Below are 25,594 nucleotides of genomic sequence, written 5' to 3'. Positions count from 1 at the left end.
ATGAAAGTGTCGTCCGAGGCAGTGACTATTATCGTGCGCATTTTGAAAGGCATTTTGGTGTATAAAATACATTCATTATGGGGTTCTTGAAATTAATAATCTATGAGACGATTCTTAATCTGCTTTTTTGATTGATGAAGATATTGTGAGCGCCGGTTTGAAAAGCCTTCGAGACAAAGGTGGCGTACAATTAAATGTGGCTGAGCGTCCCGGAGCACAAGCGTTTTGCTTTTAATTTATGTTTAACAGCGATGCGTGGGGCGCTATTTATCATTCAATAAAAGTGAATTATATTTGGCATTATTATTATGTCGAGCATCAAAAGACCGGATGAAGCAGTTTCGCCGCCCATTCCCGCTATTTCAGTGGTCGTGCCGCTCTATAACCACGCCCAATACATCGAGTCGGCGCTCGACAGCGTTTTGTCGCAAACGTCTCCGGCCGACGAGATCGTTCTGATTGACGACGGTTCGTCGGACAATGGTTTCGAACTCGCGCAACGCAAGCTGGCCAACCTGCCGCATGTGAAGACTTTCCGGCAGGAGAACGCCGGAGCCCATACCACCATTAACCGGGCTATCGGGATCAGTCGCGGCGACTACATTGCCGTGCTCAACTCGGATGACGTATTCGCGCCGACCAAACTCGAACGTTGCCGGGCGGTGATTCGCGAGCGGCCCGGCGTCGGCCTTGTCGCGGGCAATCCCGGCATCATGGACGGCCAGGGCGTGCGGCTGAACTCGGGGTTTGCCTTCGACTGGATGCGGCGTGCGCGGCACTTTCTGGAGCAGACGAAACTACCGCAACTCGCCTTGCTGAACGAGAACTTCGTCGCGACGACATCCAACATGGTTTTCACGCGTGGACTATGGGACGAGGCTGGCGGATTCCAGCCTCTTCGCTATTGCCATGATCTCGATTTCCTGATGTTTGCCTGCGCCCATAGCGCGGTGTTCCTTGACCTCGAACATGAGCACATCGTCTACCGGGTACATGACAACAACACGATCTGGGAAGACCACGACAAGGTGCGCGTGGAACTCGCGGCCGTGATTGCGCAGGCGCTGTCCGCGTCCGGCCCGCGCTTTTTCTCGGCTGATCTGGGTGAGCAGGATCTGGCGGCCTACCTGCTGTTTTTGCGGAACCGGCGGTTGACCGAAATGCTGAGCTTCTTTCAAACCGTGCGACCGGCCTTTCCTTCCCGCACGGCCTTCTACGCCTATGCCGCGGATCCCCGCCACGCCTCGGCCTTCCGCGCCGCCGTGGCAGGCGGACCTTGACGCATCACCGGTCCCGTTCCAGCGCCTTCGTTCTCCTATATCCCAATATATGAGCGACACATTCACATATTGGAGATTCCCCGGGAAACGCCCTACAATTCGGAGCACCAAGCCCGTCAGGCACCGTCGCAAGGCACGCGAGAAGCGCTAGCCGGGCCGCCAGCGAGGCAAAAAAGGTCGCAGCAATCCCCGCACGAGCACCGTGCGGCCGGCGCAGACCATACGATCGGAGACAACCAGCCATGCCCATTACCGTCAGGCAGAAAGCACGCACTTGCCGTGCTCCGTCCCGTTTCTCTGGCCGCCACGCCGGCCCCGCGCGGTAACACCCCAACTAATCGCCCAATCGCCATGAATAAAGCGATGTCCACTCACGCCGCAGCCGATCCCGGCTCCGATGCCGTGGCCCAACCGCGCGCCCGCTCGCTCAACGGCGCGGCCGATTCCCGCGCATCCGGCGACGAAATCGCGCTGCCGAGCACGCTGCTCGACGTCACGCCGCAGCAAGCCGGCACGCAAACCCTGCTGCGCGGTCTCGCCATTCTCGAAGCGGCCGCCGCCGGCGTGCGCGATCTGCGCACCTTCGGCGCCGCGCTCGGCACGACTCGCAGCACCACGCATCGGCTCGTCAGCAGCCTGGTTCAGGCGCGCTATCTGCGTCAGGTGCAGGGCGGCTATCTGCTCGGCCCGAAGCTGATCGAACTCGGCACCATCGCGCTCGAACAGATGCCGCTCACCACCGTGGCGCGCCAGCATCTCGAATCGCTCGCCGAACAGACGCTCGATACGATCCACCTCGGCGTGCGCGACGGCGACGACGTGCTGTACATCGACAAGATCTCCGGCACGCGTGGCCTCGAAATGCGTTCGCGGGTCGGTCACCGGATGCCGCTGGCGTCGACGGGGATCGGCAAGGCGATGATGCTCGACCTCACGCCGGAGTCCTGGCAGTCGCTGTTCGACGCCTCGCGCCGTGCGCTCGCCGGCGTCAGTTTCAAGCCCGACAACCGTCCCGACATGCCGACCTTCATGCAGCGCATGACCAGCTATTCGGCCGGCGGCTACACCTTCGACCTCGAAGAAAACGAGGCTTCGATCCGCTGCGTCGCCGCGCCCGTGCGCGATGCGTCGGGTGCGATCGTGGCCGCGCTGTCGGTGGCGAGCACGATCCCGTATATGTCGCTTGAACGGATGGACGAACTGATTCCGGTCGTGCAGCGCGAAGCGCGCGCCATCTCGGAAGACCTCGGCTGGCGTGTGCCGCAGCCGGCGACGCGCAGGATCAAACGATGACGCAAGCGGGTTCTCCCATGCCGGTCGCTCAGGTCGCCGAAGTCTCAAACCTTGCACGCGAGGTCAATGCCGCCGCGGCGCAAACCCAGCCCGCCGGTTTCGATCAGGCCGCGTTGATCGCGCTCGACTGGGGCACGACGGCCCTGCGCGCCTATCTGTTCGACGCCGCCGGCAACGTGCTGGACACGCGCGAATCGACCGCAGGCATCATGAATTTGCCGCGTCCGGCGGCTGAAGGCGGTTTCGACGCCGCCTTTGAAGCCGTTTGCGGCGGCTGGCTCGAACGTGCGCCTCACGTGCCGATGATCGCCGCCGGCATGGTCGGCAGCGCGCAAGGCTGGCTCGAAGCGCCATACGTCGACGCGCCGGCGAGTGCCGATGCGCTGGTCGCGGGCATCGTCCGGGTACAGACCGCGCGCGGCGCGACGTTGCATATCGTGCCGGGCGTGCTCGAACGCGGCGAATTGCCCAACGTGATGCGCGGCGAAGAAACGCAGATTTTCGGCGCGCTCGGCGACGGCCCTGCCGCGTCGGACGACAGCCAATATGAACTGATCGGTCTGCCCGGCACCCACGCGAAATGGGTGGTGGTACGCGGCGGCCGGGTCGAGCGCTTTTATACGTTTATGACCGGCGAGGTGTTTGCCGCGCTGCGCGACCACACGATTCTCGGCCGCACGATGGTGACGCCCGATCATCTGGATACCGAAGCATTCCTGCGCGGCGTGAATATCGCGCGCGAGAAAGGGCCGGCCGGCGTGCTGGCGACGATCTTCAGCACGCGCACGCTCGGCCTCACCGGCCAGCTTGGCGGCCAGCAGCAGCCCGACTATCTGTCGGGTCTGCTGATCGGCCACGAGCTGTCTGGCCTCGACGCGGTGCTCGCCCAGCAGCAGACCGGCCTCGCCGGGCACGCGCTGCGCCTGATCGGCAATGAAGCCTTGTGCGCGCGCTATCAACTGGCGCTCGGCCAGTTCGGCTGTACCGGCACGGCGCTGGTCAAGCGCGCCACCGAACACGGCCTGTGGCGCATCGCGACGCAGGCAGGATTGGTCACACCCGTGGCAACCGCGGCAGTTAAGCCGGCGGCGCCCGGCGCCGCGCGCGCCAGCTAAGGCGCCGCCGCGCACGACACAGACAAGGAACCGACATGCAACCTCACATCAATCTGCCTGCTCCCTATTCGCCCCACGCGGGGTTGATGGCGGCCTTCGACGCGTGTCCCCTGATAGCGATTCTGCGCGGTGTCACGCCCGCCGATGCCGCCGATCACGGCCAGGCGCTGTACGAAGCGGGCTTTCGCATCGTCGAAGTGCCGCTCAATTCGCCGCAACCGTTCGACAGCATCTCGGCGATCCGCAAGGCGCTGCCGGCCGACGCGATCGTCGGCGCGGGCACGGTGCTGCATCCGAGCTTCGTCCACGACGTGAAGTCGGCGGGTGGCGAACTGATCGTGATGCCGCATAGCGACGCGGATGTGGTGATCGCCGCGAAGGCGCAAGGGCTCGCCTGCTCGCCCGGCGTGGCGACGCCGAACGAAGCGTTTCTGGCGCTGAAAAACGGCGCCGATGTGCTGAAGATGTTCCCCGCCGAACAGCTCGGCTGCCAGGTCGTCAAGGCATGGCGCGCGGTGATCGCGGCGGAAGTGCCGCTGGTGCCGGTCGGCGGCATCACGCCGGACAACATGGGGCCGTTTCTGAGCGCCGGCGCGAATGGTTTCGGGCTCGGCTCGGCGCTGTACAAGCCGGGGCAGAGCCCGGCGACCACGGCTTCGCATGCACGGGCCTATATCAACGGCCTGCGCATTGCCCGGGCAGGCGCGAAGAAATGAACCGGCTCGCCAACAAGGTCGCGTTGATCACCGGCGCCGGTCGCGGCATCGGCGCCGCTATCGCGCTGGCGTTTGCGCGCGAGGGCGCGGCGGTCGTGCTGGCGGAACTGGATCTTGAAACCGCGCAACGTACCGCGCGGGATATCGAAGCGGCGTGCTCGCAGGCAGGCATCGACGGCGCAAGAGCCCTCGCGGTCCAGACCGACGTCACGCAATCCACCTCGGTGCAGCACGCCGTGAGCGAAGCGCAAAGCGCGTTCGGCGCGCTCGACGTGCTGGTGAACAATGCGGGCATCAACGTGTTCTGCGATCCGTTGACGATGTCCGACGACGACTGGCGCCGCTGTTTCGCCGTCGATCTGGACGGCGTCTGGAACGGTTGCCGCGCGGTACTGCCGGGAATGGTCGAACGTGGCGCGGGCAGCATCGTGAACATCGCCTCGACACACGCGTTCAAGATCATTCCGGGCTGCTTCCCGTACCCGGTGGCGAAGCACGGCGTGATCGGACTGACGCGCGCGCTCGGCATCGAATACGCGCCGCGCAATGTGCGGGTCAATGCGATTGCGCCGGGCTACATCGAAACGCAGTTGACGCACGACTGGTGGAACAGCCAGCCCGACCCGGCGGCGGCCCATCAGGCAACCCTGGATTTGCAGCCGATGAAACGCATCGGCCGCCCGGAAGAAGTGGCGATGACGGCGGTGTTCCTCGCGTCGGACGAGGCGCCGTTCATCAACGCAAGTTGCATCACGGTGGATGGCGGGCGCTCGGTGCTGTATCACGACTGAGCCACCGTCTGCAGAAACAGGGCGGCGCACCGTGGAAAGCGCGCCGCCGTGCAGCAAATACAAGCGTAGCGCCATCGAGCGCCGCGCACAGTTTCAGCCGGTTGACGCGCTGGCCGCGTGTGTCAGGACCGGATAAGAAGACGCGGCCGATACCTTCTCGTTATCTACTAATTAGTCAGGAGACTGCAACATGAAACGTAGAATTTTCCTCACGCTGGCAGCCGCAGCAGCAGGTGTGCTGTTCAACGCCCCGGTCGTTCAGGCCGCGGACGAGGTCAAGATCGGCTTCCTGGTGAAGCAGCCGGAAGAGCCGTGGTTCCAGGACGAATGGAAGTTTGCTGAGATCGCTGCGAAGGAAAAGGGCTTCACGCTGGTGAAAATCGGCGCACCCTCGGGCGAGAAGGTGATGAGCGCGATCGACAACCTGTCCGCACAAAAGGCACAGGGCTTCATTATCTGCACGCCGGACGTCAAGCTCGGACCGGGCATCGTCGCCAAGGCGAAGGCTGACGGCCTGAAGATGATGACGGTCGACGACCGTCTCGTCGACGGCGCGGGCAAGCCGATCGCTTCGGTGCCGCATATGGGCATCTCGGCGTTCAACATCGGCAAGCAGGTGGGCGAAGGCCTTGCTGCGGAAATCAAGAAGCGCGGCTGGGACATGAAGGACGTGGGCGCGATCGACGTGACCTACAACCAGCTGCCGACCGCGGTTGACCGCACGGGCGGCGCGACGGAAGCACTCGTGGCGGCCGGCTTCCCGAAGGCCAACATCGTCGAGGCGCCGCAAGCGAAGACCGATACGGAAAACGCGTTCAACGCCGCCAACATCGCGCTGACCAAGAATCCGCAGTTCAAGCACTGGATCGCTTACGGTCTGAACGACGAAGCGGTGCTGGGTGCCGTGCGTGCAGCGGAAGGCCGTGGCTTCAAGGCTGACAACATGATCGGTATCGGCATCGGCGGTTCGGACTCGGCTCTGAACGAGTTCAAGAAGCCGACCCCGACGGGCTTCTACGGCACGGTCATCATCAGCCCGAAGCGGCATGGCGAAGAAACCTCGACGCTGATGTACGACTGGATCACGCAAGGCAAGCAACCGCCGGCGCTGACGCTGACGACCGGCATGCTGGCGACGCGTGACAACGTCGCGGACGTGCGCGAAAAGATGGGCCTGGCGTCGAAGTAAGCCGTCAGGGCAAGGCAGCGGGCCGGACAGCCGGAGTTTGATGCCGGCGGTCCGCTCCGTCTGAGGCGGCGCGCGCAGGACGTGGATGAAATGCGCGCGCCGGCAGGTGCAACATCAGTTGAGACAGACCGTCGTGCCGGCAAGCGGCAGCAAGCCGTCCGGTGCCTGCGGTTCACAGGATGCAACAGGAGGCGAAGTGTCAGCGACGCTGCGTTTTGACAATATCGGTAAGGTCTTTCCAGGCGTGCGTGCGCTCGACGGCGTGTCCTTCGACGTGAACGTCGGCCAGGTGCATGGCCTGATGGGCGAGAACGGCGCGGGGAAATCGACCCTGCTGAAGATTCTCGGTGGTGAATATCAGCCGAATTCCGGTCGCCTGCTGATCGACGGCAATGAGGTGCGCTTCGGTAGTGCGGCCGCGTCGATTGCTTCGGGAATCGCCGTGATTCACCAGGAACTGCAATACGTGCCGGATCTCACGGTCACGGAAAATCTGCTGCTCGGCCAGTTGCCCAATTCGCTCGGCTGGGTGAACAAGCGCGAAGCCAGGCGCTTCGTGCGCGAACGGCTCGAAGCGATGGGTGTGGCGCTCGATCCGAACGCGAAGCTCGGCAAGCTCTCCATCGCCCAGCGGCAGATGGTGGAAATCTGCAAGGCGCTGATGCGCAACGCGCGCGTGATCGCGCTCGACGAACCGACCAGTTCGCTCTCGCACAGCGAGACCGAAGTGCTGTTCAAGCTGGTGCGCGATCTGAAGGCCGACAACCGGGCGATGATCTACATCTCGCACCGGATGGATGAAATCTACGAACTCTGCGACGCCTGCACGATCTTCCGTGACGGCCGCAAGGTGGCGTCGCATCCGTCGCTTGCCGAAGTCAAGCGCGAGACGATCGTGGCTGAAATGGTCGGCCGCGAAATCTCCGATATTTACAGCTACAAGCCGCGCGAACTCGGCGAAGTGCGCTTCGCCGCCAAGGCGATCGAAGGCCATCCGCTCAAGGAACCGGCTTCGTTCGAAGTGCGGCGTGGTGAGATCGTCGGCTTTTTCGGTCTGGTGGGCGCGGGCCGCAGCGAACTGATGCACCTCGTGTACGGCGCCGACAGCAAGAAGAACGGCGAGATTGTGCTGGACGGCAAGACCATCAAGGTGCGCAGCGCCGGCGAAGCGATTCGCCACGGCATCGTGCTGTGTCCGGAGGACCGCAAGGAAGAAGGCATCGTCGCCATGGCGACCGTGTCCGAGAACATCAACATTAGCTGCCGGCGCCATTACCTGCGCGGCGGCTTCTTCCTGAACCGCAAGAAAGAAGCGGAGACGGCGGACCGTTTTATCAAGCTGCTGAAGATCAAGACGCCGAGCCGCCGCCAGAAGATCCGTTTTCTCTCCGGCGGCAACCAGCAGAAGGCGATCCTGTCGCGCTGGCTCGCGGAGCCCGATCTGCGCGTGGTGATTCTCGACGAACCGACGCGCGGCATCGACGTCGGCGCCAAGCACGAGATCTATAACGTGATTTATCAGCTGGCCGAGCGCGGCTGTGCAATCGTGATGATTTCGTCTGAATTGCCGGAAGTGCTCGGCGTGTCGGACCGGGTCGTGGTGATGCGGCAAGGCCGCATCTCCGGCCAGTTGCCGCGCAGCGAGGCCAACGAGCAGGCGGTGCTGAGCCTCGCTTTGCCGCAAAGTTCGACCGACCCGGAAACCGTCGCCGCGCAGGCGGCCTGAATCTGACCGGACGCAAGTCCCCAATAACCCGTCAGCCCGTGACGAAAACGGGAGGAGTGATCAAATGCAAGCCAGAGAAAACCTCGCGCAGCAGGCCGCCAAAAGTGCCGCCGAAGCGCTGATTCCGCAGAGCAACGACAAGCAGAAATGGTGGCAGCAAGTCACCGACTACAGCCTGATCGTGATCTTCGCGATCATGTTCATCACGATGTCCCTGACCGTCGATCACTTTTTCTCGATCGAAAACATGTTGGGGCTCGCGCTGTCGATTTCGCAGATCGGCATGGTCGCCTGCACGATGATGTTCTGTCTCGCCTCACGTGACTTCGACCTGTCCGTGGGTTCCACGGTCGCGTTCGCCGGCGTGCTGTGCGCGATGGTGCTCAACGCCACCGGCAATACCTTCATCGCCATCATCGCGGCGGTGGCGGCCGGCGCGGTGATCGGCTTCGTCAACGGCGCCGTGATCGCGTACCTGCGCATCAACGCGCTGATCACCACGCTCGCCACCATGGAAATCGTGCGTGGCTTCGGCTTCATCGTCTCGCATGGCCAGGCGGTGGGGGTGTCGTCGGATACGTTTATTGCACTGGGCGGCCTTTCGATGTTCGGCGTCTCGCTGCCGATCTGGGTGACGCTGCTGTGCTTCATCGTGTTCGGTGTGATGCTCAACCAGACCGTGTATGGCCGCAATACGCTGGCGATCGGCGGCAATCCGGAAGCGTCGCGTCTGGCCGGTATCAACGTCGAACGCACCCGCGTATACATCTTCCTCGTGCAGGGCGCGGTGACCGCGCTGGCCGGCGTGATTCTCGCCTCGCGGATCACTTCGGGTCAGCCGAATGCGGCTGAAGGCTTCGAACTGAACGTGATCTCCGCGTGTGTGCTGGGCGGCGTGTCGCTGCTCGGTGGCCGCGCGACGATTTCCGGCGTGGTGATCGGCGTGCTGATCATGGGTACGGTCGAGAACGTGATGAACCTGTTGAACATCGACGCGTTCTATCAGTACCTGGTGCGCGGTGCGATCCTGCTTGCCGCCGTGCTGCTCGACCAGTTGAAGAACCGCGGCTCGCGCGATTGATGCGCGGCGCCTGAAATATCTGCTTTTCTGAGGAAACGAACGATGTCGTCACCGGCCAATGCGAACGCCCGCCAGGCGGACAACGTCTATGCACGCTATCCGAGTCTCGAAGACCGGACCGTGCTGATCACGGGCGGCGCGACCGGCATCGGCGCGTCGTTCGTCGAACACTTCGCGGCGCAGGGTTCGCGCGTCGCGTTCTTCGATATCGACGCCAGCGCCGGCGAGGCGCTCGCCGATGAACTCGGCGATTCGCGTCACAAGCCGCTGTTCCTGCCGTGCGACCTGACCGACATCGACGCATTGCGCAAAGCGATCGCCGACGTCAAGGCCGCGCTCGGCCCGATCGAAGTGCTTGTGAATAACGCGGCCAACGACAAGCGTCACAAGATCGAAGAGGTGACGCCGGAGTCGTTCGACGCGGCGATCGCCGTGAACATCCGTCATCAGCTGTTCGCGGCGCAAGCCGTGATGGACGATATGAAAGCGGCCGGCCGCGGCTCGATCATCAACCTCGGTTCGATCAGCTGGATGCTGAAGAACGGCGGTTACGCGGTCTACACGATGTCGAAGTCGGCGGTGCAGGGGCTCACGCGCAGTCTCGCGCGCGATCTCGGCCACTTCAATATTCGCGTCAATACGCTGGTGCCGGGCTGGGTGATGACGGAAAAGCAAAAGCGTCTGTGGCTCGACGATGCGGGCCGCCGCGCCATCAAGGAAGGCCAATGCATCGACGGTGAACTGTTGCCCGACGATCTGGCCCGCATGGCGCTCTTCCTCGCCGCCGACGACAGCCGCATGATCACGGCGCAGGACGTCATCGTCGACGGAGGCTGGGCGTGAGCGCGACGGGCCGGATCACGCGCGCCGCGCTGCTGGTCGACGCGAAGTGCACGCTCGGCGAAGGCGCCACCTGGTGCTCGCGCAGCGGGCGCTTTTACTGGACCGATATCGAGGGCGCGAAACTCTGGCGCTACGATCCGCGCGACGGCAGCCGCATCTCCTGGCGCATGCCGGAGCGGCTCGCCACCTTCGCGCTGTGCGCCGATCCGCATTACCTGTTGCTCGGACTCGCCAGCCGCCTCGCCTTCTTCGACCTGGCGACGGGCGAGACCCAGCATATCGTCGATGTCGAGCCGGGCATGCATACGCGTGTCAACGACGGCCGCTGCGATCGTCAAGGGCGTTTCGTCTTCGGTACGAAGGATGAGGGTTCGCCCTTGCGCGCGGTGGGCGGGTTCTATCGTCTGAATCGCGATCTGTCGCTCGAACGTTTGCCGTTGCCGGCGCCCGCCATTTCGAACAGCATCGCGTTCAGTCCGGACGGCACGACGATGTATTACTGCGACTCGCCGACCCGCGAGATTCGCGCGTGCGATTACGCAGCCGACGGCACGGTCGCCCGCGACCGTCTGTTCACGACACTCGCCGACGCAACCGGCGAGCCCGATGGCTCGACCGTCGACCGCGACGGTGGCCTGTGGAATGCGCAGTGGGGCGGCGCGCGCGTGGTGCGCTACGGCGCGGATGGCGCGGAAACGGCGCGCGTGACGGTGCCGACCGCGCAGCCGAGTTGCGTGGCGCTCGGCGGCGACCGGCTCGGCACGCTTTACATCACGAGCGCGCGCACGGATCTCGATGCCGCCGCACTCGCCGGCGACCCGCATGCGGGCGGGGTATACGTGGCTGTTGCTGGCGCGCGCGGCTTGCCTGAGGCCGTCTTCCAGGGTGGACCCGCCTTTCGCAACATGAGTGAGTTGAGCTAACTTTCATACGGCACGCGAATGCGCGCCGCGGTGCTTGAGCAACTGGGCCGCAATGGGCCCGGCAACATGACCCACGCGCGTAGCGTGCTGCGGCACGCAAGCGCCGACCGATTCCAGATTCAAGGACACAAAGAGGCGGCCAGGCAAGGCGCCCGTATAACATCCGGCGGTCATGCCGGAACGTCCCTCGCCTCTCGATGGAGCCTGATATGACTGTTGCGAATCTCGTTTCCAGTTCGCCCACCACGCCCACTTCACAGACGCGTCGCGCCCGGCTCGCTGCCGCCGCCAATCCGGTGCTCGCGGGCCCTAGCACGTCGGCGGTGGCCGTCGGCGAGGGCAGTGCGGGCGAGTTCGCGTGCATCACGCTGGCCAATGCGCAATTGCGGCTCGACGTGGCGCCGTCGCTGGGGGGCGGGATTACGCGCTTCGACTGGCGCAGCGACGGCGCGCTGGTGCCGATTTTTCGCCGCTGCGGCCATATCGCCGCCGACACCGATCCGAACCAGTTGGCCTGCTATCCGATGCTGCCCTATTCGAACCGCATCGGCGGCGGACATTTCGGCGTGGGCGGACGGCGCATCGACGTGCCGCGCAATCGTGCCGCCGAACCGCTGCCGATTCACGGCGACGGCTGGCTGGCACACTGGCAGGTTGCCGCAAGCGACCAGGACAGCGTGCGCCTGACGCTCGACCGCAGCGACGGCAAGCCGTATGCCTATCGCGCGACGCAGACTTACGCGCTGGAGGGTCCGAGTCTCGTGATCACGCTCGAAGTCGAAAACACGGGGCGCGATGCCTTGCCGTTCGGGCTCGGCATCCATCCGTTTCTGGTGCGTGACGCGCAGACCGAATTGTCGGCGGCTGCGGCGGGCCTGTGGCTACAGGGCGACGACTGGCTGCCGGTGCGTCATGTGCCGGCGCCGCCGGCCTGGCAGTTCGGCGTGGCGTATCCGCTGCCGGAGACGATCGTCAATCACGCCTTTACCGGCTGGAGCGGGCAGGCGGCGGTGGTGTGGCCCAAACGCCGCCTGTCGCTGACGATCGCGTCGGATGCCGATTACTACGTGCTCTACACGCCGCCCGGCGCGGATTTCTTCTGCTTCGAGCCGGTCGATCATCCGATCAATGCGATGAATCTGCCGGGCGGCGCGGCGACCCACGGCATGACGATGCTGGCGCGCGGCGAGCGCCTGAGCCGCTCGTTCCGGTTTACGGTGGAGCGGACCGGTTTGCGTTCATCGGCGGGCGGCCGGCGGCAATGAGCATGGCGGTACGGCGTGCAGCGGCATGCCGTCGTGGCGAGGACGGGTAAAATACGCGCCACTTCCCCTATCGACCCGCCGCGAAACCCATCATGTCCACTTTCATCCAGACCCTCAACGACGCCTGGCAGCGCACCCACTCGCTGCTGTGCGTCGGCCTTGACCCCGAGCCGGCGAAATTTCCGGCCGCGCTCGCGGGCCGCGCCGACGCCGTCTTCGAGTTTTGCCGCACGATCGTCGACGCGACCGCGCCGTATGCGTCGTCATTCAAGCCGCAGATTGCCTACTTCGCCGCTCATCGCGCGGAAGATCAGCTCGAACAGTTGATCGCGCATATTCATCGGAATCATCCGGGCGTGCCGGTGATTCTGGACGCGAAGCGCGGCGATATCGGCAGCACCGCCGAGCAATATGCGCGCGAGGCGTTCGAGCGCTATCAGGCGGACGCGGTGACGGTGAACCCGTACATGGGTTTCGATTCGATCGAGCCGTATCTGGAGCATCCGGGCAAGGGCGTGATCGTGCTGTGCCGGACTTCGAACCCGGGCGGCTCGGATCTGCAGTTTCTCGACACGGCGGGACGACCGTTGTATCAGGTGGTCGCGCAACTGGCGGCCGATAAGTGGAATGCCAGCGGCCAGCTCGGCCTCGTGGTGGGCGCGACATTCCCGAAGGAGATCGAAGTCGTGCGCGGGATCGTGGGCGACATGCCGTTGCTGATTCCGGGGATCGGCGCGCAGGGCGGCGACGTCGAGGCGACCGTGAACGCGGGCCGCACGGCGGCGGGCACCGGCATGCTGATCAACTCGTCGCGCGCGATTATTTATGCCGGCAAGGGCGAGGACTTCGGTGCTGCCGCGGCGAAGGCGGCGCAGGAGACGCGGGATCGGATCAACGCGTATCGGTGAGGGTGGGGCGGCGGCGTCCGATTGGCTGCCAGTCCATGCTGTTTTAAGCGGGCCGGGCCGCCGGTCCCAATCGCGCAATCATCTCAGCCTGTGCGGGATACGCGCGCGCTAGCGCGTCGGCCCCGGCCAATTCAAATTCGCTGAACTCGAATCCCGGCGCCACCGTGCAACCCACCAGCGCGAACGTCGCCGGGTCTTCGCACTCCGCCGCGAACCACAGGCCGGCCGGCACGACGGCTTGAAATACGCTACCAGGATCGGTCAGCGGATTGCCTAGCCGATGCGTGACCAGTTCGCCCGCTTCGTCGAGCATGTGTACCAGAAGCGGCGCGCCGGCATAAAAATGCCAGACTTCGTCCGATTTGATCCGATGCCACGCGGAATGCGCGCCGTCGCAGAGCAGATAGTAAATTGCCGTCGACGCCGCGCGCGTTTCTCCGCCGCCTTCGCGTTTCACCAGCGCCGCCGAGCGATACGTCTCGCGAAAAAAACCGCCCTCGGGATGCGGTTGCAGATCGAAGCGGCGAATCAGATCGTCTTTGGCAAGGTCGGGCGTGGACATGTGGGTGCGGAAGGTGGGTGCGAGAGGTGGGTGCGAAAACCAGCCGCCAGTCGCCTCACCGCTCGCGCCCGTCGAGCAACGTCAGTATGCCGCGCAGTGCATGCGCGGTGGCCTGGGTGCGGATTTTTTCACGGTCGCCCTTGAACACCTTGGTTTCGACGGCCGTATGCAGACGGTTGCTCCAGCCAAACGAAACGGTGCCCACCGGCTTGCTCTCCGTGCCGCCGCCAGGACCGGCCACGCCGGTAATCGACAGCGACACCTGGGCCCGGCTATTGCGCAGCGCGCCCTCGGCCATCGCGCGGGCGACGGGTTCGCTGACCGCGCCGTGCTTGTCGATCAGATCGGCCGGCACGCCGATCATCTCGCTCTTGGCCTGATTCGAATACGTGACGAAGCCACGCTCGAACCAGTTGCTGCTGCCCGAGATGTCGGTGATCGCCGCCGCGACCATGCCGCCGGTGCACGACTCGGCGGTCACGAGCATCAGGCGTTCGTCGCGCAGCCGGTTGCTCACCCGGATAGCGAGTTGATGGACGACGGAATCGGTAGCCATGCGTAGGTCCGGGAAACGTGAGGCGGTCAGACCGCCATGCGCCACAACGCGATCACCAGCAAGGTGAAAAACGCCGCGACCAGATCGTCGAACATGATGCCAAAACCGCCTTTGAGTCTGCGGTCGAAGTAACGGATCGGCGGCGGTTTCACCATGTCGAAGAAGCGGAACACGACGAATGCCCATGCCTGTCCGGTGACGCTCACCGGCGTCACCATCACCAACACCAGCCAGAACGCGACGACCTCGTCCCACACCACCGGGGACGGATCTTCGATGCCGAGCCTGGTGGCGGTGAAGCCGCTGATCGAAATGCCGGCCACGAAACCCACCGCGATCAGCACGCCCCAGTCGAGCACGGTCAGATAGCGGTTGAGCAGCGCGAACGACGCCCAGCCGAACAGCGTGCCCATCGTGCCCGGCATGATCGGCGAGAGGCCGCTGCCGAAGCCGAGCGAAATCATGTGCAGCGGATGCGACAGCATGAAGCGGGCGGTCGCGCGGCGCGGCGGCGAGGGGCGCGGGTTGGGGGTGTGGCCCGATGGGCCACCGTGCGACGGACCGGTGGCCGGACGGCTGCCCTGAAAATCGTCGGCGGGGCCGAGCGCGGATTCAGTCTGCATGAAAGTGGTCGAAGCCTTGCAAGGTCAAGGTGAGCGGATGGCCGGCTGCATCGAGCCAACGGATGGCGGGCTGCTCCGCAGTCGATTGGCGAGCACTCATTGTACCGATGCGGGTGAGCGGAATATTCACTTCGCGACCCGCGGCTTGGACGTCCGCGCGGCACGCGGCGGGCGCCGTGAAGCACAGTTCGTAGTCGTCGCCGCCGGCCAGCGTGCAGCGGCGCTGCACCTCGACCGGCAGACGGCGTAGTGCGGCCGAGCGCGGCACCGCGTCGACGTCCACCTGCGCCTGTAGATTTGAGCGTTCCAGAATGTGCAGCAGATCGCCGGCGAGGCCGTCGGAGAGATCGAGCGCCGCCCGCGCGATGCCGCGCAGCGCAAGGCCCAACGCGACGCGCGGTTCGGGGCGTTCGAGGGCGCGGCGAAATGTCGCAGCATCGGCCGCGTCGGCGCTCCACTCGCCGCGCTGCACGCCGAGGCCGGCGCGGGCGTCGCCGAGCGTGCCAGAGATCCAGATGTCGTCGCCGGGTTGCGCCGCATCGCGCCGCAGTGCCTGGGCAGGCGGCACGCTACCGAACACGGTAATGCACAGATTGAGCGGCCCGGCGGTGGTGTCACCACCGATCAGGGCGCAATCGTAGTGCTCGGCCAGTTCGAAAAGCCCGTTGCTAAAGGCCGCGAGCCAGTCTTCACTAGCCTGCGGCAGCGCGAAGGCCAGCGTGAATGCCTGCGGCCGCGCGCCCATCGCGGCCAGATCCGACAGATTCACCGCCAGAGCTTTGTGGCCAAGCGCATAGGGATCGACATCTGTGAAGAAATGGCGGCCTTCCACCAGCATATCCGTCGAAATGGCCAGCATCTCACCCGGACGCGGCGCGAGCAGCGCGCAGTCGTCGCCGATGCCCAGCGAGCCGTCGTCGCGGGCGCGTGCGGCGCCGGCGCGGCGCGCGAAAAAACGGTCGATCAGCGAAAACTCGGAAAGCATGGTTTGGAGTCCGTGCACGGAAAAGCGTCTAACGGCGTGCATTGTAGGGTGAAAATGCTGCGTTGCCGCATTTTCTCGCTAAAGGCGATTTGCCGCCGTTGGCACTGTTTTGGTCTCGGCACCTGTGCCCCGATTGAAGGAATCGCGTCAGGGATTGGCGCTACAATGCCGTCGAGTACCTATTCTAATCCGCCCTCCCAAGCCCGCCTTATGTCGAATCCCGTCAATAGCAAACTCCGCGAAGCCGCTCTCGATTATCACGAGTTCCCGACCCCCGGGAAGATCGCCATCGCGCCGACCAAGCAGATGATCAACCAGCGCGACCTCGCGCTGGCGTATTCGCCCGGCGTGGCGTTCGCGTGCGAGGAAATCGTCGAGAACCCGCTGAATGCCGCCCGTTTCACCGCGCGCAGCAACCTGGTCGGCGTCGTGACGAACGGCACGGCCGTGCTGGGTCTCGGCAACATCGGCCCGCTTGCCTCGAAGCCGGTCATGGAAGGCAAGGCGGTGCTGTTCAAGAAGTTTGCCGGCATCGACGTGTTCGATATCGAGTTGAACGAGTCCGATCCGCACAAGCTGGTCGAAGTAATTGCCGCGCTCGAACCGACTTTCGGCGGTATCAATCTGGAAGACATCAAGGCGCCGGACTGCTTTATCGTCGAGCGCGAATGCCGCAAGCGCATGAAGATTCCGGTGTTTCACGACGACCAGCACGGCACGGCTATCGTCGTCGCGGCGGCGATTACCAACGGCCTGAAGGTGGTCGGCAAGGACATCCGCAACGTCAAGCTGGTCTCGTCGGGCGCGGGCGCTGCGGCGCTGGCCTGTCTGGATCTGCTGGTGGACATCGGCCTGCCGCTCGAAAACATCACCGTGACGGATCTGGCCGGCGTGGTCTACAAGGGCCGCACCGAGTTGATGGACCCGGACAAGGAGCGCTTTGCCCGCGAAACCGAAGCCCGCACGCTGGCCGAAGCGATCGGCGGCGCGGATATTTTCCTTGGCCTCTCGGCTGGCGGCGTGCTCAAGCAGGACATGGTCAAGCAGATGGCGGACAAGCCGCTGATCCTCGCGCTGGCCAATCCGAATCCGGAAATCCTGCCGGAACTGGCGCTCGAAGTGCGTCCGGACGCCGTGCTGTGCACCGGCCGCACGGATTACCCGAATCAGGTCAACAACGTCCTCGTGTTCCCGTTCCTGTTCCGCGGCGCGCTCGATGCGGGCGCGACTACCGTGACGCGCGAAATGGAAATCGCCGCGGTCAATGCGATTGCGGAACTGGCGCGCCAGGAACAGAGCGACATCGTCGCCACGGCTTATGGCATTCAGGACCTGTCGTTCGGGCCGGCTTATCTGATTCCGAAACCGTTCGATCCGCGTCTGATCGTCAAGGTTGCGCCGGCCGTGGCCAAGGCCGCGATGGATTCGGGCGTCGCCGAGCGCCCGATTGAGGACATGGAGGCTTACGAGCAGCATCTGCAGCAGTTCGTCTATCACAGCGGTACGACGATGAAGCCGATTTTCCAGCTGGCGCGCGGCGTCGAACCGGAGAAGAAGCGCATCGTATTCGCGGAAGGCGAAGAAGAGCGCGTGCTGCGGGCGCTGCAGATCGTCGTCGACGAAAAGCTGGCCAAGCCGATCCTGATCGGCCGTCCCGCCGTGATCGAACAGCGCATTGCGCGTTACGGCCTGCGTCTTGTCAACGGCCAGGATTACACGGTGGTCAACACCGACCACGACGAGCGGTATCGCGATTTCTGGCAGTCGTATCACAAGCTGATGGGGCGCAAGGGTATCAGCGCACAGATGGCCAAGCTCGAAATGCGCCGCCGCACGACGCTGATCGGCGCGATGCTGGTGAACAAGGGCGAAGCCGACGGCATGATCTGCGGCACGGTCAGCACCACGCACCGCCATCTGCACTTCATCGACCAGGTGATCGGCAAGAAGGCCGGCTGCAACGTCTACGCGGCGATGAACGGTCTGGTGCTGCCGGGCCGGCAGATTTTCCTTGTCGACACCCATGTCAACGTCGATCCGACCCCCGAGCAACTCGCCGAGATCACCATCATGGCGGCCGAGGAAGTGCGCCGCTTCGGCATTGAGCCGAAAATCGCCCTGCTGTCGCATTCGAGCTTCGGCACCAGCAACGCGCCGACCGCGCAGAAGATGCGCGATACGCTCGAGATCCTGCGCGAACGCGCGCCGGATCTGGAAGTTGACGGCGAAATGCACGGCGATGTCGCACTCGACCAGAACCTGCGCCGCGAGGTGATGCCGGAATCGACGCTGGAAGGCGACGCAAACCTGCTGGTGATGCCGAATATCGACGCCGCCAACATCTCCTACAACCTGCTGAAGACGGCGGCCGGCAACAACATCGCGATCGGCCCGATCCTGCTGGGCGCGGCCAAGCCGGTGCATGTGCTGACCGCTTCGGCCACCGTGCGCCGGATCGTCAACATGACAGCCCTGCTGGTCGCGGACGTAATCGCCGCGCGCTAAGCGCAATTCAGGCGCGGCTCAACCCGCGCGTCATCACGACAATCACCCGGCAAAAAAAAGGCGTGCCCGCAACGGGCACGCCGCAGGGCGAACAGGGGATTGTCACCCTAAAAGGCTTGAAACGACGGTTTCCACCTCCGAGGCTTCCGGAGTCGAGCGAACCAGTTACGCTCATTTCCGATCTCAACCGCCGAGCTAATTTTAGCTCGAACGAGATAAAATAATCTGTCAAGAGTTGTCAATTCTGCGTGGACGGGGTTTCGCCGCAACGCCGGAACCCGTCGTTCGCCGGACGAACGTTGATTCCAGGGGCCATTAGCGATACCCTTACGTCTTTCATGGTCGTCAAACTCGTGATCTAACAGCGGGAATCCTGCTTCATGGCACGCAAGTGGCTCCGCAGCGGCGTGCTCATCGGCGCCCTGGCGTTTGGCAGTTTGTGCGGGAGTGTGGTCAGCGGCGCGTATGCGCGCGACTATTCGTCCCCCAGCGACAGCAGCAATCAGGTGCAGGGCACCATCGCGGTGGCGCAATTGCCGCGTGAAGCAGTCAATACGTTGAACTTGATTGCCGCAGGCGGGCCTTACCCGTATGAGAAGGACGGCATCGTATTCGGCAACCACGAACGGCTGCTGCCGCCGCACCGGCGCGGCTATTATCACGAATACACCGTTCCTACGCCGCGTGCCCACGATCGCGGCGCGCGTCGCATTGTCTGTGGGGGTCCGCTACAGCGGACCGATAACTGCTTTTACTCGGACGACCACTACACGAGTTTTAATCGTATTGTTGAATGACATCGGGATGAACGGCATGAGCGACAACGTCTACGCGCACGACTCCGGAGTCGCGACGGATCTTTTCGCGGCCGGCGACGGCAATCTGTTTCAGCGCGTCATGCAGATGCGCACCGCCGGTGACGGACGGGATACCCAGAGCGAAGCCAGCACTGTGCTTTCATCGAACGAGGGGCCTATGAGTCTTTTCAAGACCGTACGACCGAACATCGTACAGTCGATCCGCGCATTTCGCGTTCAGGATCTCGCTGACGAAGCCAGCCAGCTGGGCCAGCATTTCCTGTATGCGCATTGCGCGAATGCGCAGTCGAAGCAGGAAGTCCTCGAAACGATTGCGACTTCATTTCTGTTTCCAAAGCATTTCGGCAAAAATTACGACGCACTCTACGACTGCCTGACCGACCTGGTCGCCAAGGCCGGCGCGCAGCCCGGCTTCGTGATCGTGCTGGAGGCGCTGCCGGTGGCGCAGAAATTCGACAAGGAAGGCCGCGAGACGCTGCTCGACGTGTTCCGCGAAGCGGCGGAATTCTGGGCCGAGCGTAAGGTGGCGTTCCGGGTGTTTTATTCGTTCGCCTGAGCCAGGTGAGAGCGGCCTGGTCCGATACGGATAGTTGAACCAGGTAAAAGCAAAAGGCCCGCCAAATCGGCGGGCCTTTTGCTTTTGGGTAACGCGGCGAGCGGGCGGATCGAGGGCCGGCCTTACCAACCTTACCAACCGCCCCAGCGTGCGGCCAGCGCGGCTAGCACGGCGATCCCGGCGGTTTCCGTGCGCAACACGCGCGGCCCCAAACCCACGGCGGAGAAACCGTGGCTGGTGGCCGCCGCTTCTTCCGCCGACGAGAACCCGCCTTCCGGTCCGATCAACAGCAGGACGCGGCCTGTCGGCGCCGTGGCGGGCAAGGCCGAAAAGCTGATGTTCGCGCGCGGCGACAGCAGCAGGCGCAACTCGCCTTCTTCCGCTTCACGCGGCAGCGCGCCAAGCCACGTGGCGATTTCACGTACCGACGCGATGTCGGGCATGCGATTGCGCCCGCATTGTTCGCACGCGGCGCGCACGATGCCTTGCCAGTGCGCGTGGCGGCGTTGTGCCCGCTCGCCCGACAGCCTCACGACACTGCGCGTGGTGGTAAGCGGCACGAAACTGGATGCGCCCAGCTCGACGGCCTTTTCGATCAGCCAGTCCATTTTGTCGCCGCTGGCAATGCCTTGCGCAAGCGTCAGGCGATACGGCAGTTCCACCTCGATATCGCGGAATTCGCGGATCTTGACGGTGCTCGAGCGGCGTTCGACTTCGATGAGTTCGGCGCTATATTCGCCGCCTTCGCCGTTGAACAATACGATCGAGTCGCCGGCCTGCAGACGCAGGACATGGACGTGCCGGGTGACGTCATCGGGAAGCTGCAGGATGTCGCCGGGTTTGAAGGCGGTACCGACGAAGAAGCGGGGCATCAAAAAAATACTCATTGGTTCACGAAAGGTGGCGAGCGAGTGCCCAGCGGTAACCGTCCAGATCTTCGACCTGGGCAAAGCGGTCACCCCAGAACTGATCCTGCGGCTCACTCAGCGATTTCGCGCCGGCCACGAGGGCCCGCGCATAAACCGAGTCGACATCGTCGACATAAACATAGAACGATTGCGGCGCAATCGCGCCCGCGCTTTTGGGTGTCTTCGCCGTCGAGCCGAACGCGCCTTCCGGCGCGAACATCACGATCAACTGGCCTTGATAGACCATTTCGACGTGCATGACCACGCCGTCGTCCTGGACACTCTCGCGCACCTCGAAGCCAAAGGCCGCCTCGAAGAACGCGATCGCGGCACGTGCGTCGCGAACCGTCAGATAAGGGGTCAACCAGGGCACACCGGCTGGGCGAGAGGCGGTCATGGAGTTCTCCGGATCTAGGGGACGGCGGGCGCGTGCAGCTTGGCCAGGGGCCGGCGCATTGACGCCGCGCTGACCGAATCGCACATTCTGCCGTCGCGTTACCGTGATGGCTTTAAGAATTGACTTAGTTTATCGCGCACCACGCGAGAAGCCGAGAAGAGTCCGGCATGGGCGTCGGCGTCGTACCACGCGAGGTCCTTGACTTGCCGGGCCGTGAGACGTCCGGCGAGCTCGGCCGGGGCGAGCGCCGCCGGGTCGAGCGTGTCGCTGGCGGTGGCCATCGTCCATAGCGAGCCGTATAGCGGCACGAACGCGCTCATCGTGCGGACCACCGCGAACGCCTCGTTCAGCCCGTCGAGCAGCGTGGCGGCCCGCGCGGCATGGTAGTACGGCGCGCCCAGATGCATCGACAAAGCCGCGCCGGGGCGCATCACGCGTTTGAGCTGCGTGTAGAACGCGCCCGTGTAGAGGCTGGCGGCCGGGGAGTCGGGCGGCGTCAGGTCGAACACCACCAGGTCGAACTTCTGCTGGGCGGTGGCGACGAAATCGGCGGCGTCGCCGATCACCAGTTCGACGCGCGGGTCGTCGAAGGCGCCGCCATGCACCTGCGGCAGATATTCGCGGGTCAGGCGCACGACCTCGGCGTCCAGCTCGGCGACGACGATTCGAGTGATCTCAGGATGCCGCAGCAGCTGCCGTGCCGTGCCACCGTCGCCGCCGCCCAGCACCAGCGCGCTATGCGGCGCCGGGTGAGCCAGCGCGGTCGGATGCACCATGCATTCGTGATAGATGAACTCGTCGCCGACGGAGGCCATGGGGCGGCCGTCGAGCGTGTAAAGCCGCCCGAGTTGCGGGGTGTCCCAGACTTCGATCAATTGATGCGCGGAGGCGTGGCTCGTAAGGCGCCGCGCGTTTGGGAAGCCATACAGGGCGTACGGAGTCGGCTGGAATAGCAGCGGAGCGCTCAAGGTCGGCGGTGCGCGGGCGGGCGCAATCGGTTGGCGATGTGTCGATTATAAAGTCGAAGCCGGGGCCGCCTCAGCAGCGCGTGGGCTGCTGTAGCAACGAGGCTGCAAGCCGCGCCGCAACCCCTGCGGATCATGCGGTTTCCGGGCTGGAAGGCCACAACCATCTGTTAGAATATGACGCTTTGCAGCCTTGTCCGTTTGCTCTGCCCGTATCGCGTCTCCAGGCGCCGCACCGTGCGCCCTAGCAGACTGAGACTGCCCGCCGAGCTTCCGGACCCGCCGCCCGCGCCCCGCTTTTTGGACTCGTTCTCCGGAACTCGACATGACGACCCCGTCTCCCGCTCCCACCTCCCTGATGGCCAATGCGATCCGCGCGCTGGCTATGGATGCTGTTCAACAAGCGAACTCCGGTCACCCGGGCATGCCGATGGGCATGGCCGAGATCGGCGTTGCCCTGTGGTCGCGCCATCTGCGCCACAACCCGAAGAACCCGCAGTGGGCTGACCGCGACCGCTTCGTGCTGTCCAACGGTCACGGCTCGATGCTGCTGTATTCGCTGCTGCATCTGACCGGCTACGACCTGCCGATCGAAGAGCTGAAGAATTTCCGTCAGATGCATTCGAAGACGCCGGGCCACCCGGAATACGGCATCACGCCGGGCGTTGAAACGACCACCGGCCCGCTTGGCCAGGGTCTGGCCAATGCAGTCGGCATGGCGCTGGCCGAATCGCTGCTGGCAACGGAATTCAACAAGCCGGACGCGCAGATCGTCGATCACCACACCTACGTGTTCCTCGGCGACGGCTGCCTGATGGAAGGCATTTCGCACGAAGCCTGCTCGCTCGCGGGCGTGCTGAAGCTGAACAAACTGATTGCGTTCTACGACGACAACGGCATTTCGATCGACGGCGAAGTGGTGAACTGGTTCCACGACGACACGCCGAAGCGTTTCGAGGCTTACGGCTGGAACGTGGTGCCGAACGTGATCGGCCATGACGTCGAAGCCGTGGACGCCGCCATCAAGAAAGCCAAGCTGTCGGACAAGCCCACACTGATCTGCTGCAAGACGGTGATCGGCGAAGGCGCGCCGACCAAGGCCGGCAGCCACGATTCGCACGGCGCGCCGCTCGGCGAGAAGGAAATCGCCGGCGCGCGTGAGAAGCTCGGCTGGAAGTGGGCGCCGTTCGAGATCCCGGCGGAAGTCTATGCGGCATGGGACGCGAAGGAAGCGGGCGCGCAGAACGAAGCCCAGTGGAACAAGGCCTTTGCAGCATACGAAGCCAAGTATCCGCAGGAAGCCGCTGAGTTTAAGCGTCGCATGGCGAAGCAGTTGCCGGCCAACTGGGCCGAGAAGGCGCAGGCCATCATCGCCGGCGCGAACGAGCGCGCGGAAACCATCGCCACGCGCAAGGCATCGCAACAGGCTATCGAAGGCCTCTCGACCGTGCTGCCGGAACTGCTCGGCGGCTCGGCCGACCTGACCGGTTCGAACCTCACCAACTGGAAGGCGGCCAAGCCGGTGCGCGTCAACGCGGAAGGCCGCGCGGCGGGCAACTACGTGAACTACGGCGTGCGCGAATTCGGCATGAGCGCCGCCATCAACGGCATCGCCGTGCACGGCGGCTTCAAGGCCTTCGGCGGCACGTTCCTGACGTTCTCGGACTACAGCCGCAACGCGCTGCGCGTCGCCGCGCTGATGAAGGCGCCGTCGATCTTCGTGTTCACGCACGACTCGATCGGCCTCGGCGAAGACGGCCCGACCCACCAGTCCATCGAACACGTCGCCAGCCTGCGCCTGATTCCGCATCTGCAGGTCTGGCGTCCGGCTGACACCGTCGAAACGGCGGTGGCGTGGACGCAGGCTGTCGAACATCACGGCCCGTCGGTGCTGATCTTCAGCCGCCAGAACCTGCTGTTCTCGGAACGCACGGACGCGCAGATCGCCAACGTCGCCAAGGGCGGCTACGTGCTGCGCGACTGGAACGACGAGATCGTCGCGCGCAAGATCATCCTGATTGCGACCGGCTCGGAAGTCGAACTCGCGCTGAACGCGGTCGAGCCGCTGGCGCGCGAAGGCATCGCGGCACGGGTGGTGTCGATGCCGGCCACCACCGTGTTCGACCAGCAAGACGCCGAGTACCGCGAACGCGTGCTGCCCAAGGGCGTGCGCCGCGTGGCGATCGAAGCGGGCGTGACGGATTTCTGGCGCAAGTACGTGGGTCTGGAAGGCGGGGTGGTCGGGATCGACACGTTCGGCGAATCGGCCCCGGCTGGCGTGTTGTTCAAGCACTTCGGCTTCACCGTCGAAAACGTCGTAGCGACGGCCAAGGCCGCACTCGGCTGATTGGGTGTCGGGTCCCGCCGCGAGCGTCTTTCGCCCGGCGGCGCCCGGCCCAGCAGAGCCAAACATGGACGTATTTTTTCAGCCATCAGGAGATAGACCATGACGATTCGCGTCGCAATCAACGGCTACGGCCGGATCGGCCGCAACACGCTGCGCGCCTTCTATGAAAACGGCAAGAAGCACGACATCCAGATCGTCGCCATCAACGACCTGGGCGATGCCAATACCAACGCCCATCTGACGCAATACGACACGGCTCACGGCAAGTTCCCGGGCGAAGTCTCGGTGGACGGCGATTACCTCGTCGTCAACGGCGACCGTATCCGCGTGCTGGCGAACCGCAACCCGGCCGAGCTGCCGTGGGGCGAGCTGAACATCGACGTGGTGCTGGAATGCACGGGCTTTTTCACGACCAAAGAGAAGGCCAGCGCGCACATCAAGGGTGGCGCGAAGAAGGTCATCATCTCGGCGCCGGGCGGTAAAGACGTGGACGCAACCATCGTCTACGGCGTGAACCATCACGTGCTGAAGGCATCGGACACGGTCATTTCGAACGCATCGTGCACGACCAACTGCCTGGCACCGCTCGTCAAGCCGCTCAACGACAAGATCGGCCTCGAAAACGGTCTGATGACCACGATCCACGCGTACACGAACGACCAGGTTCTGACGGACGTGTATCACGAAGACCTGCGCCGCGCGCGCTCGGCCACGCACAGCCAGATCCCGGCGAAAACGGGTGCGGCATCGGCCGTCGGCCTCGTGCTGCCGGAACTGAACGGCAAGCTGGACGGCTACGCGATTCGCGTCCCGACCATCAACGTGTCGATCGTCGACCTGTCGTTTATCGCGAAGCGCGACACGACGGTGGACGAAGTGAACTCGATCATGAAGGAAGCGTCAGAAGGCTCGCTGAAGGGCATCCTCGGCTACAACAAGGCGCCGCTGGTGTCGATCGACTTCAACCACAACCCGGCTTCGTCGACTTTCGATTCGACGCTGACGAAGGTGTCGGGCCGGCTGGTGAAGGTGTCGAGCTGGTACGACAACGAGTGGGGTTTCTCGAACCGCATGCTGGATACGACGGTCGCGCTCATGAACGCGAAGTAATCTGCGTCATTGTTGCCGCGCCTGATTCGATCCGGTCCGGCATCGGCAGAGACAGGAGCCGCTCTTCGGAGCGGCTTTTTTTGCGCTTTTGCACCTTGACGCAAAAAAACCCGATCTGCTTTCGCCGATCGG

Annotated in this window: 24 protein-coding genes; 17 read left to right on the top strand and 7 right to left on the bottom strand. The window is 64.1% G+C overall.

Annotation, left to right across the window (positions count from 1 at the left end; genetic code table 11):
- Positions 1-308 precede the first annotated feature (308 nt).
- The 12 genes from FQ755_RS35550 (at position 309) to pyrF (ending at position 13,130) form a co-directional block, all read left to right on the top strand.
- On the top strand, positions 309-1,280 hold the full coding sequence (locus FQ755_RS35550) for a glycosyltransferase family 2 protein (protein WP_144162655.1): 972 nt from the start codon (positions 309-311) through the stop codon (positions 1,278-1,280).
- Between the two features lie 351 nt (positions 1,281-1,631).
- The gene (locus FQ755_RS35545; RefSeq protein WP_144162653.1) at positions 1,632-2,573 is read left to right on the top strand and encodes an IclR family transcriptional regulator; all 942 of its coding nucleotides are present in this window, start codon (positions 1,632-1,634) and stop codon (positions 2,571-2,573) included.
- A complete protein-coding gene (locus FQ755_RS35540; protein WP_144162651.1) occupies positions 2,570-3,688 on the top strand; it encodes a 2-dehydro-3-deoxygalactonokinase in 1,119 nt (372 codons plus the stop codon). Before FQ755_RS35545 ends, FQ755_RS35540 begins: the two co-directional genes overlap by 4 nt.
- 35 nt (positions 3,689-3,723) lie before the next feature.
- Positions 3,724-4,404, top strand: coding sequence for a 2-dehydro-3-deoxy-6-phosphogalactonate aldolase (locus tag FQ755_RS35535; protein ID WP_144162649.1), 681 nt, complete (start codon positions 3,724-3,726; stop codon positions 4,402-4,404).
- Positions 4,401-5,195 (top strand): SDR family oxidoreductase, encoded by a 795-nt coding sequence (locus FQ755_RS35530; RefSeq protein WP_144162647.1) that lies wholly within the window; start codon positions 4,401-4,403, stop codon positions 5,193-5,195. The genes FQ755_RS35535 and FQ755_RS35530 overlap by 4 nt, the downstream gene beginning before the upstream one ends.
- 190 nt (positions 5,196-5,385) lie before the next feature.
- Positions 5,386-6,384 (top strand): arabinose ABC transporter substrate-binding protein, encoded by a 999-nt coding sequence (locus tag FQ755_RS35525; protein WP_144162645.1) that lies wholly within the window; start codon positions 5,386-5,388, stop codon positions 6,382-6,384.
- Between the two features lie 196 nt (positions 6,385-6,580).
- Positions 6,581-8,110: an L-arabinose ABC transporter ATP-binding protein AraG gene (gene araG / locus FQ755_RS35520; RefSeq protein WP_144162643.1), complete on the top strand. Its 1,530-nt coding sequence runs from the start codon at positions 6,581-6,583 to the stop codon at positions 8,108-8,110.
- A 64-nt stretch (positions 8,111-8,174) separates the two neighbouring features.
- Complete coding sequence (gene araH, locus FQ755_RS35515; protein WP_144162641.1) at positions 8,175-9,191, top strand: L-arabinose ABC transporter permease AraH; 1,017 nt, start codon at positions 8,175-8,177, stop codon at positions 9,189-9,191.
- 42 nt (positions 9,192-9,233) lie between these two features.
- Complete coding sequence (locus tag FQ755_RS35510) at positions 9,234-10,034, top strand: SDR family NAD(P)-dependent oxidoreductase (RefSeq protein ID WP_144162639.1); 801 nt, start codon at positions 9,234-9,236, stop codon at positions 10,032-10,034.
- A complete protein-coding gene (locus FQ755_RS35505; protein ID WP_144162637.1) occupies positions 10,031-10,957 on the top strand; it encodes an SMP-30/gluconolactonase/LRE family protein in 927 nt (308 codons plus the stop codon). Before FQ755_RS35510 ends, FQ755_RS35505 begins: the two co-directional genes overlap by 4 nt.
- A gap of 209 nt (positions 10,958-11,166) precedes the next feature.
- Complete coding sequence (locus tag FQ755_RS35500; RefSeq protein WP_144162635.1) at positions 11,167-12,222, top strand: aldose 1-epimerase; 1,056 nt, start codon at positions 11,167-11,169, stop codon at positions 12,220-12,222.
- A 92-nt stretch (positions 12,223-12,314) separates the two neighbouring features.
- Positions 12,315-13,130: an orotidine-5'-phosphate decarboxylase gene (pyrF, locus tag FQ755_RS35495; protein WP_144162633.1), complete on the top strand. Its 816-nt coding sequence runs from the start codon at positions 12,315-12,317 to the stop codon at positions 13,128-13,130.
- Positions 13,131-13,173: 43 nt separating this feature from the next.
- Here the strand turns inward: pyrF and FQ755_RS35490 are convergent, their stop codons facing one another.
- From FQ755_RS35490 to thiL, 4 genes are read right to left on the bottom strand one after another with little or no spacing between them, the layout of a single operon-like run.
- A complete protein-coding gene (locus tag FQ755_RS35490; RefSeq protein ID WP_144162631.1) occupies positions 13,174-13,692 on the bottom strand; it encodes a cupin domain-containing protein in 519 nt (172 codons plus the stop codon).
- A 55-nt stretch (positions 13,693-13,747) separates the two neighbouring features.
- The gene (locus FQ755_RS35485) at positions 13,748-14,248 is read right to left on the bottom strand and encodes a CinA family protein (protein WP_144162629.1); all 501 of its coding nucleotides are present in this window, start codon (positions 14,246-14,248) and stop codon (positions 13,748-13,750) included.
- Positions 14,249-14,274: 26 nt separating this feature from the next.
- Complete coding sequence (locus FQ755_RS35480) at positions 14,275-14,871, bottom strand: phosphatidylglycerophosphatase A (protein WP_144162627.1); 597 nt, start codon at positions 14,869-14,871, stop codon at positions 14,275-14,277.
- Positions 14,861-15,856, bottom strand: coding sequence for a thiamine-phosphate kinase (thiL, locus tag FQ755_RS35475; protein WP_144162625.1), 996 nt, complete (start codon positions 15,854-15,856; stop codon positions 14,861-14,863). Before thiL ends, FQ755_RS35480 begins: the two co-directional genes overlap by 11 nt.
- A gap of 165 nt (positions 15,857-16,021) precedes the next feature.
- On the opposite strand from thiL, the gene FQ755_RS35470 reads away from it, so the two are divergent.
- From FQ755_RS35470 to FQ755_RS35460, 3 genes are all read left to right on the top strand, one after another.
- Positions 16,022-18,361 carry an NADP-dependent malic enzyme gene (locus FQ755_RS35470; protein WP_144162622.1) on the top strand — a complete coding sequence of 780 codons (2,340 nt, stop codon included), beginning with the start codon at positions 16,022-16,024 and terminating at the stop codon, positions 18,359-18,361.
- Positions 18,362-18,741: 380 nt separating this feature from the next.
- A complete protein-coding gene (locus FQ755_RS35465; RefSeq protein ID WP_144162620.1) occupies positions 18,742-19,158 on the top strand; it encodes a ribonuclease in 417 nt (138 codons plus the stop codon).
- A gap of 7 nt (positions 19,159-19,165) precedes the next feature.
- Positions 19,166-19,735: a barstar family protein gene (locus tag FQ755_RS35460; protein ID WP_186308751.1), complete on the top strand. Its 570-nt coding sequence runs from the start codon at positions 19,166-19,168 to the stop codon at positions 19,733-19,735.
- 131 nt (positions 19,736-19,866) lie between these two features.
- On the opposite strand, the gene FQ755_RS35455 is transcribed toward FQ755_RS35460, so the two are convergent.
- The 3 genes from FQ755_RS35455 to speE form a co-directional block, all read right to left on the bottom strand.
- On the bottom strand, positions 19,867-20,607 hold the full coding sequence (locus FQ755_RS35455; RefSeq protein ID WP_144162616.1) for a 16S rRNA (uracil(1498)-N(3))-methyltransferase: 741 nt from the start codon (positions 20,605-20,607) through the stop codon (positions 19,867-19,869).
- A gap of 19 nt (positions 20,608-20,626) precedes the next feature.
- The gene (locus tag FQ755_RS35450) at positions 20,627-21,040 is read right to left on the bottom strand and encodes a VOC family protein (RefSeq protein ID WP_144162614.1); all 414 of its coding nucleotides are present in this window, start codon (positions 21,038-21,040) and stop codon (positions 20,627-20,629) included.
- A gap of 98 nt (positions 21,041-21,138) precedes the next feature.
- A complete protein-coding gene (gene speE, locus FQ755_RS35445; protein WP_144162612.1) occupies positions 21,139-22,008 on the bottom strand; it encodes a polyamine aminopropyltransferase in 870 nt (289 codons plus the stop codon).
- 322 nt (positions 22,009-22,330) lie between these two features.
- Here speE and tkt point away from each other — a divergent pair, with 322 nt between their 5' ends.
- The gene (gene tkt / locus FQ755_RS35440; RefSeq protein WP_144162610.1) at positions 22,331-24,352 is read left to right on the top strand and encodes a transketolase; all 2,022 of its coding nucleotides are present in this window, start codon (positions 22,331-22,333) and stop codon (positions 24,350-24,352) included.
- Positions 24,353-24,451: 99 nt separating this feature from the next.
- A complete protein-coding gene (gene gap / locus FQ755_RS35435) occupies positions 24,452-25,462 on the top strand; it encodes a type I glyceraldehyde-3-phosphate dehydrogenase (RefSeq protein ID WP_144162608.1) in 1,011 nt (336 codons plus the stop codon).
- The last annotated feature ends 132 nt before the right edge of the window (positions 25,463-25,594 follow it).

This window comes from Paraburkholderia sp. BCC1885 (genome assembly GCF_900996235.1).
Lineage (GTDB): Bacteria > Pseudomonadota > Gammaproteobacteria > Burkholderiales > Burkholderiaceae > Paraburkholderia.
This window is presented reverse-complemented; position numbering and strand designations above follow the sequence as displayed.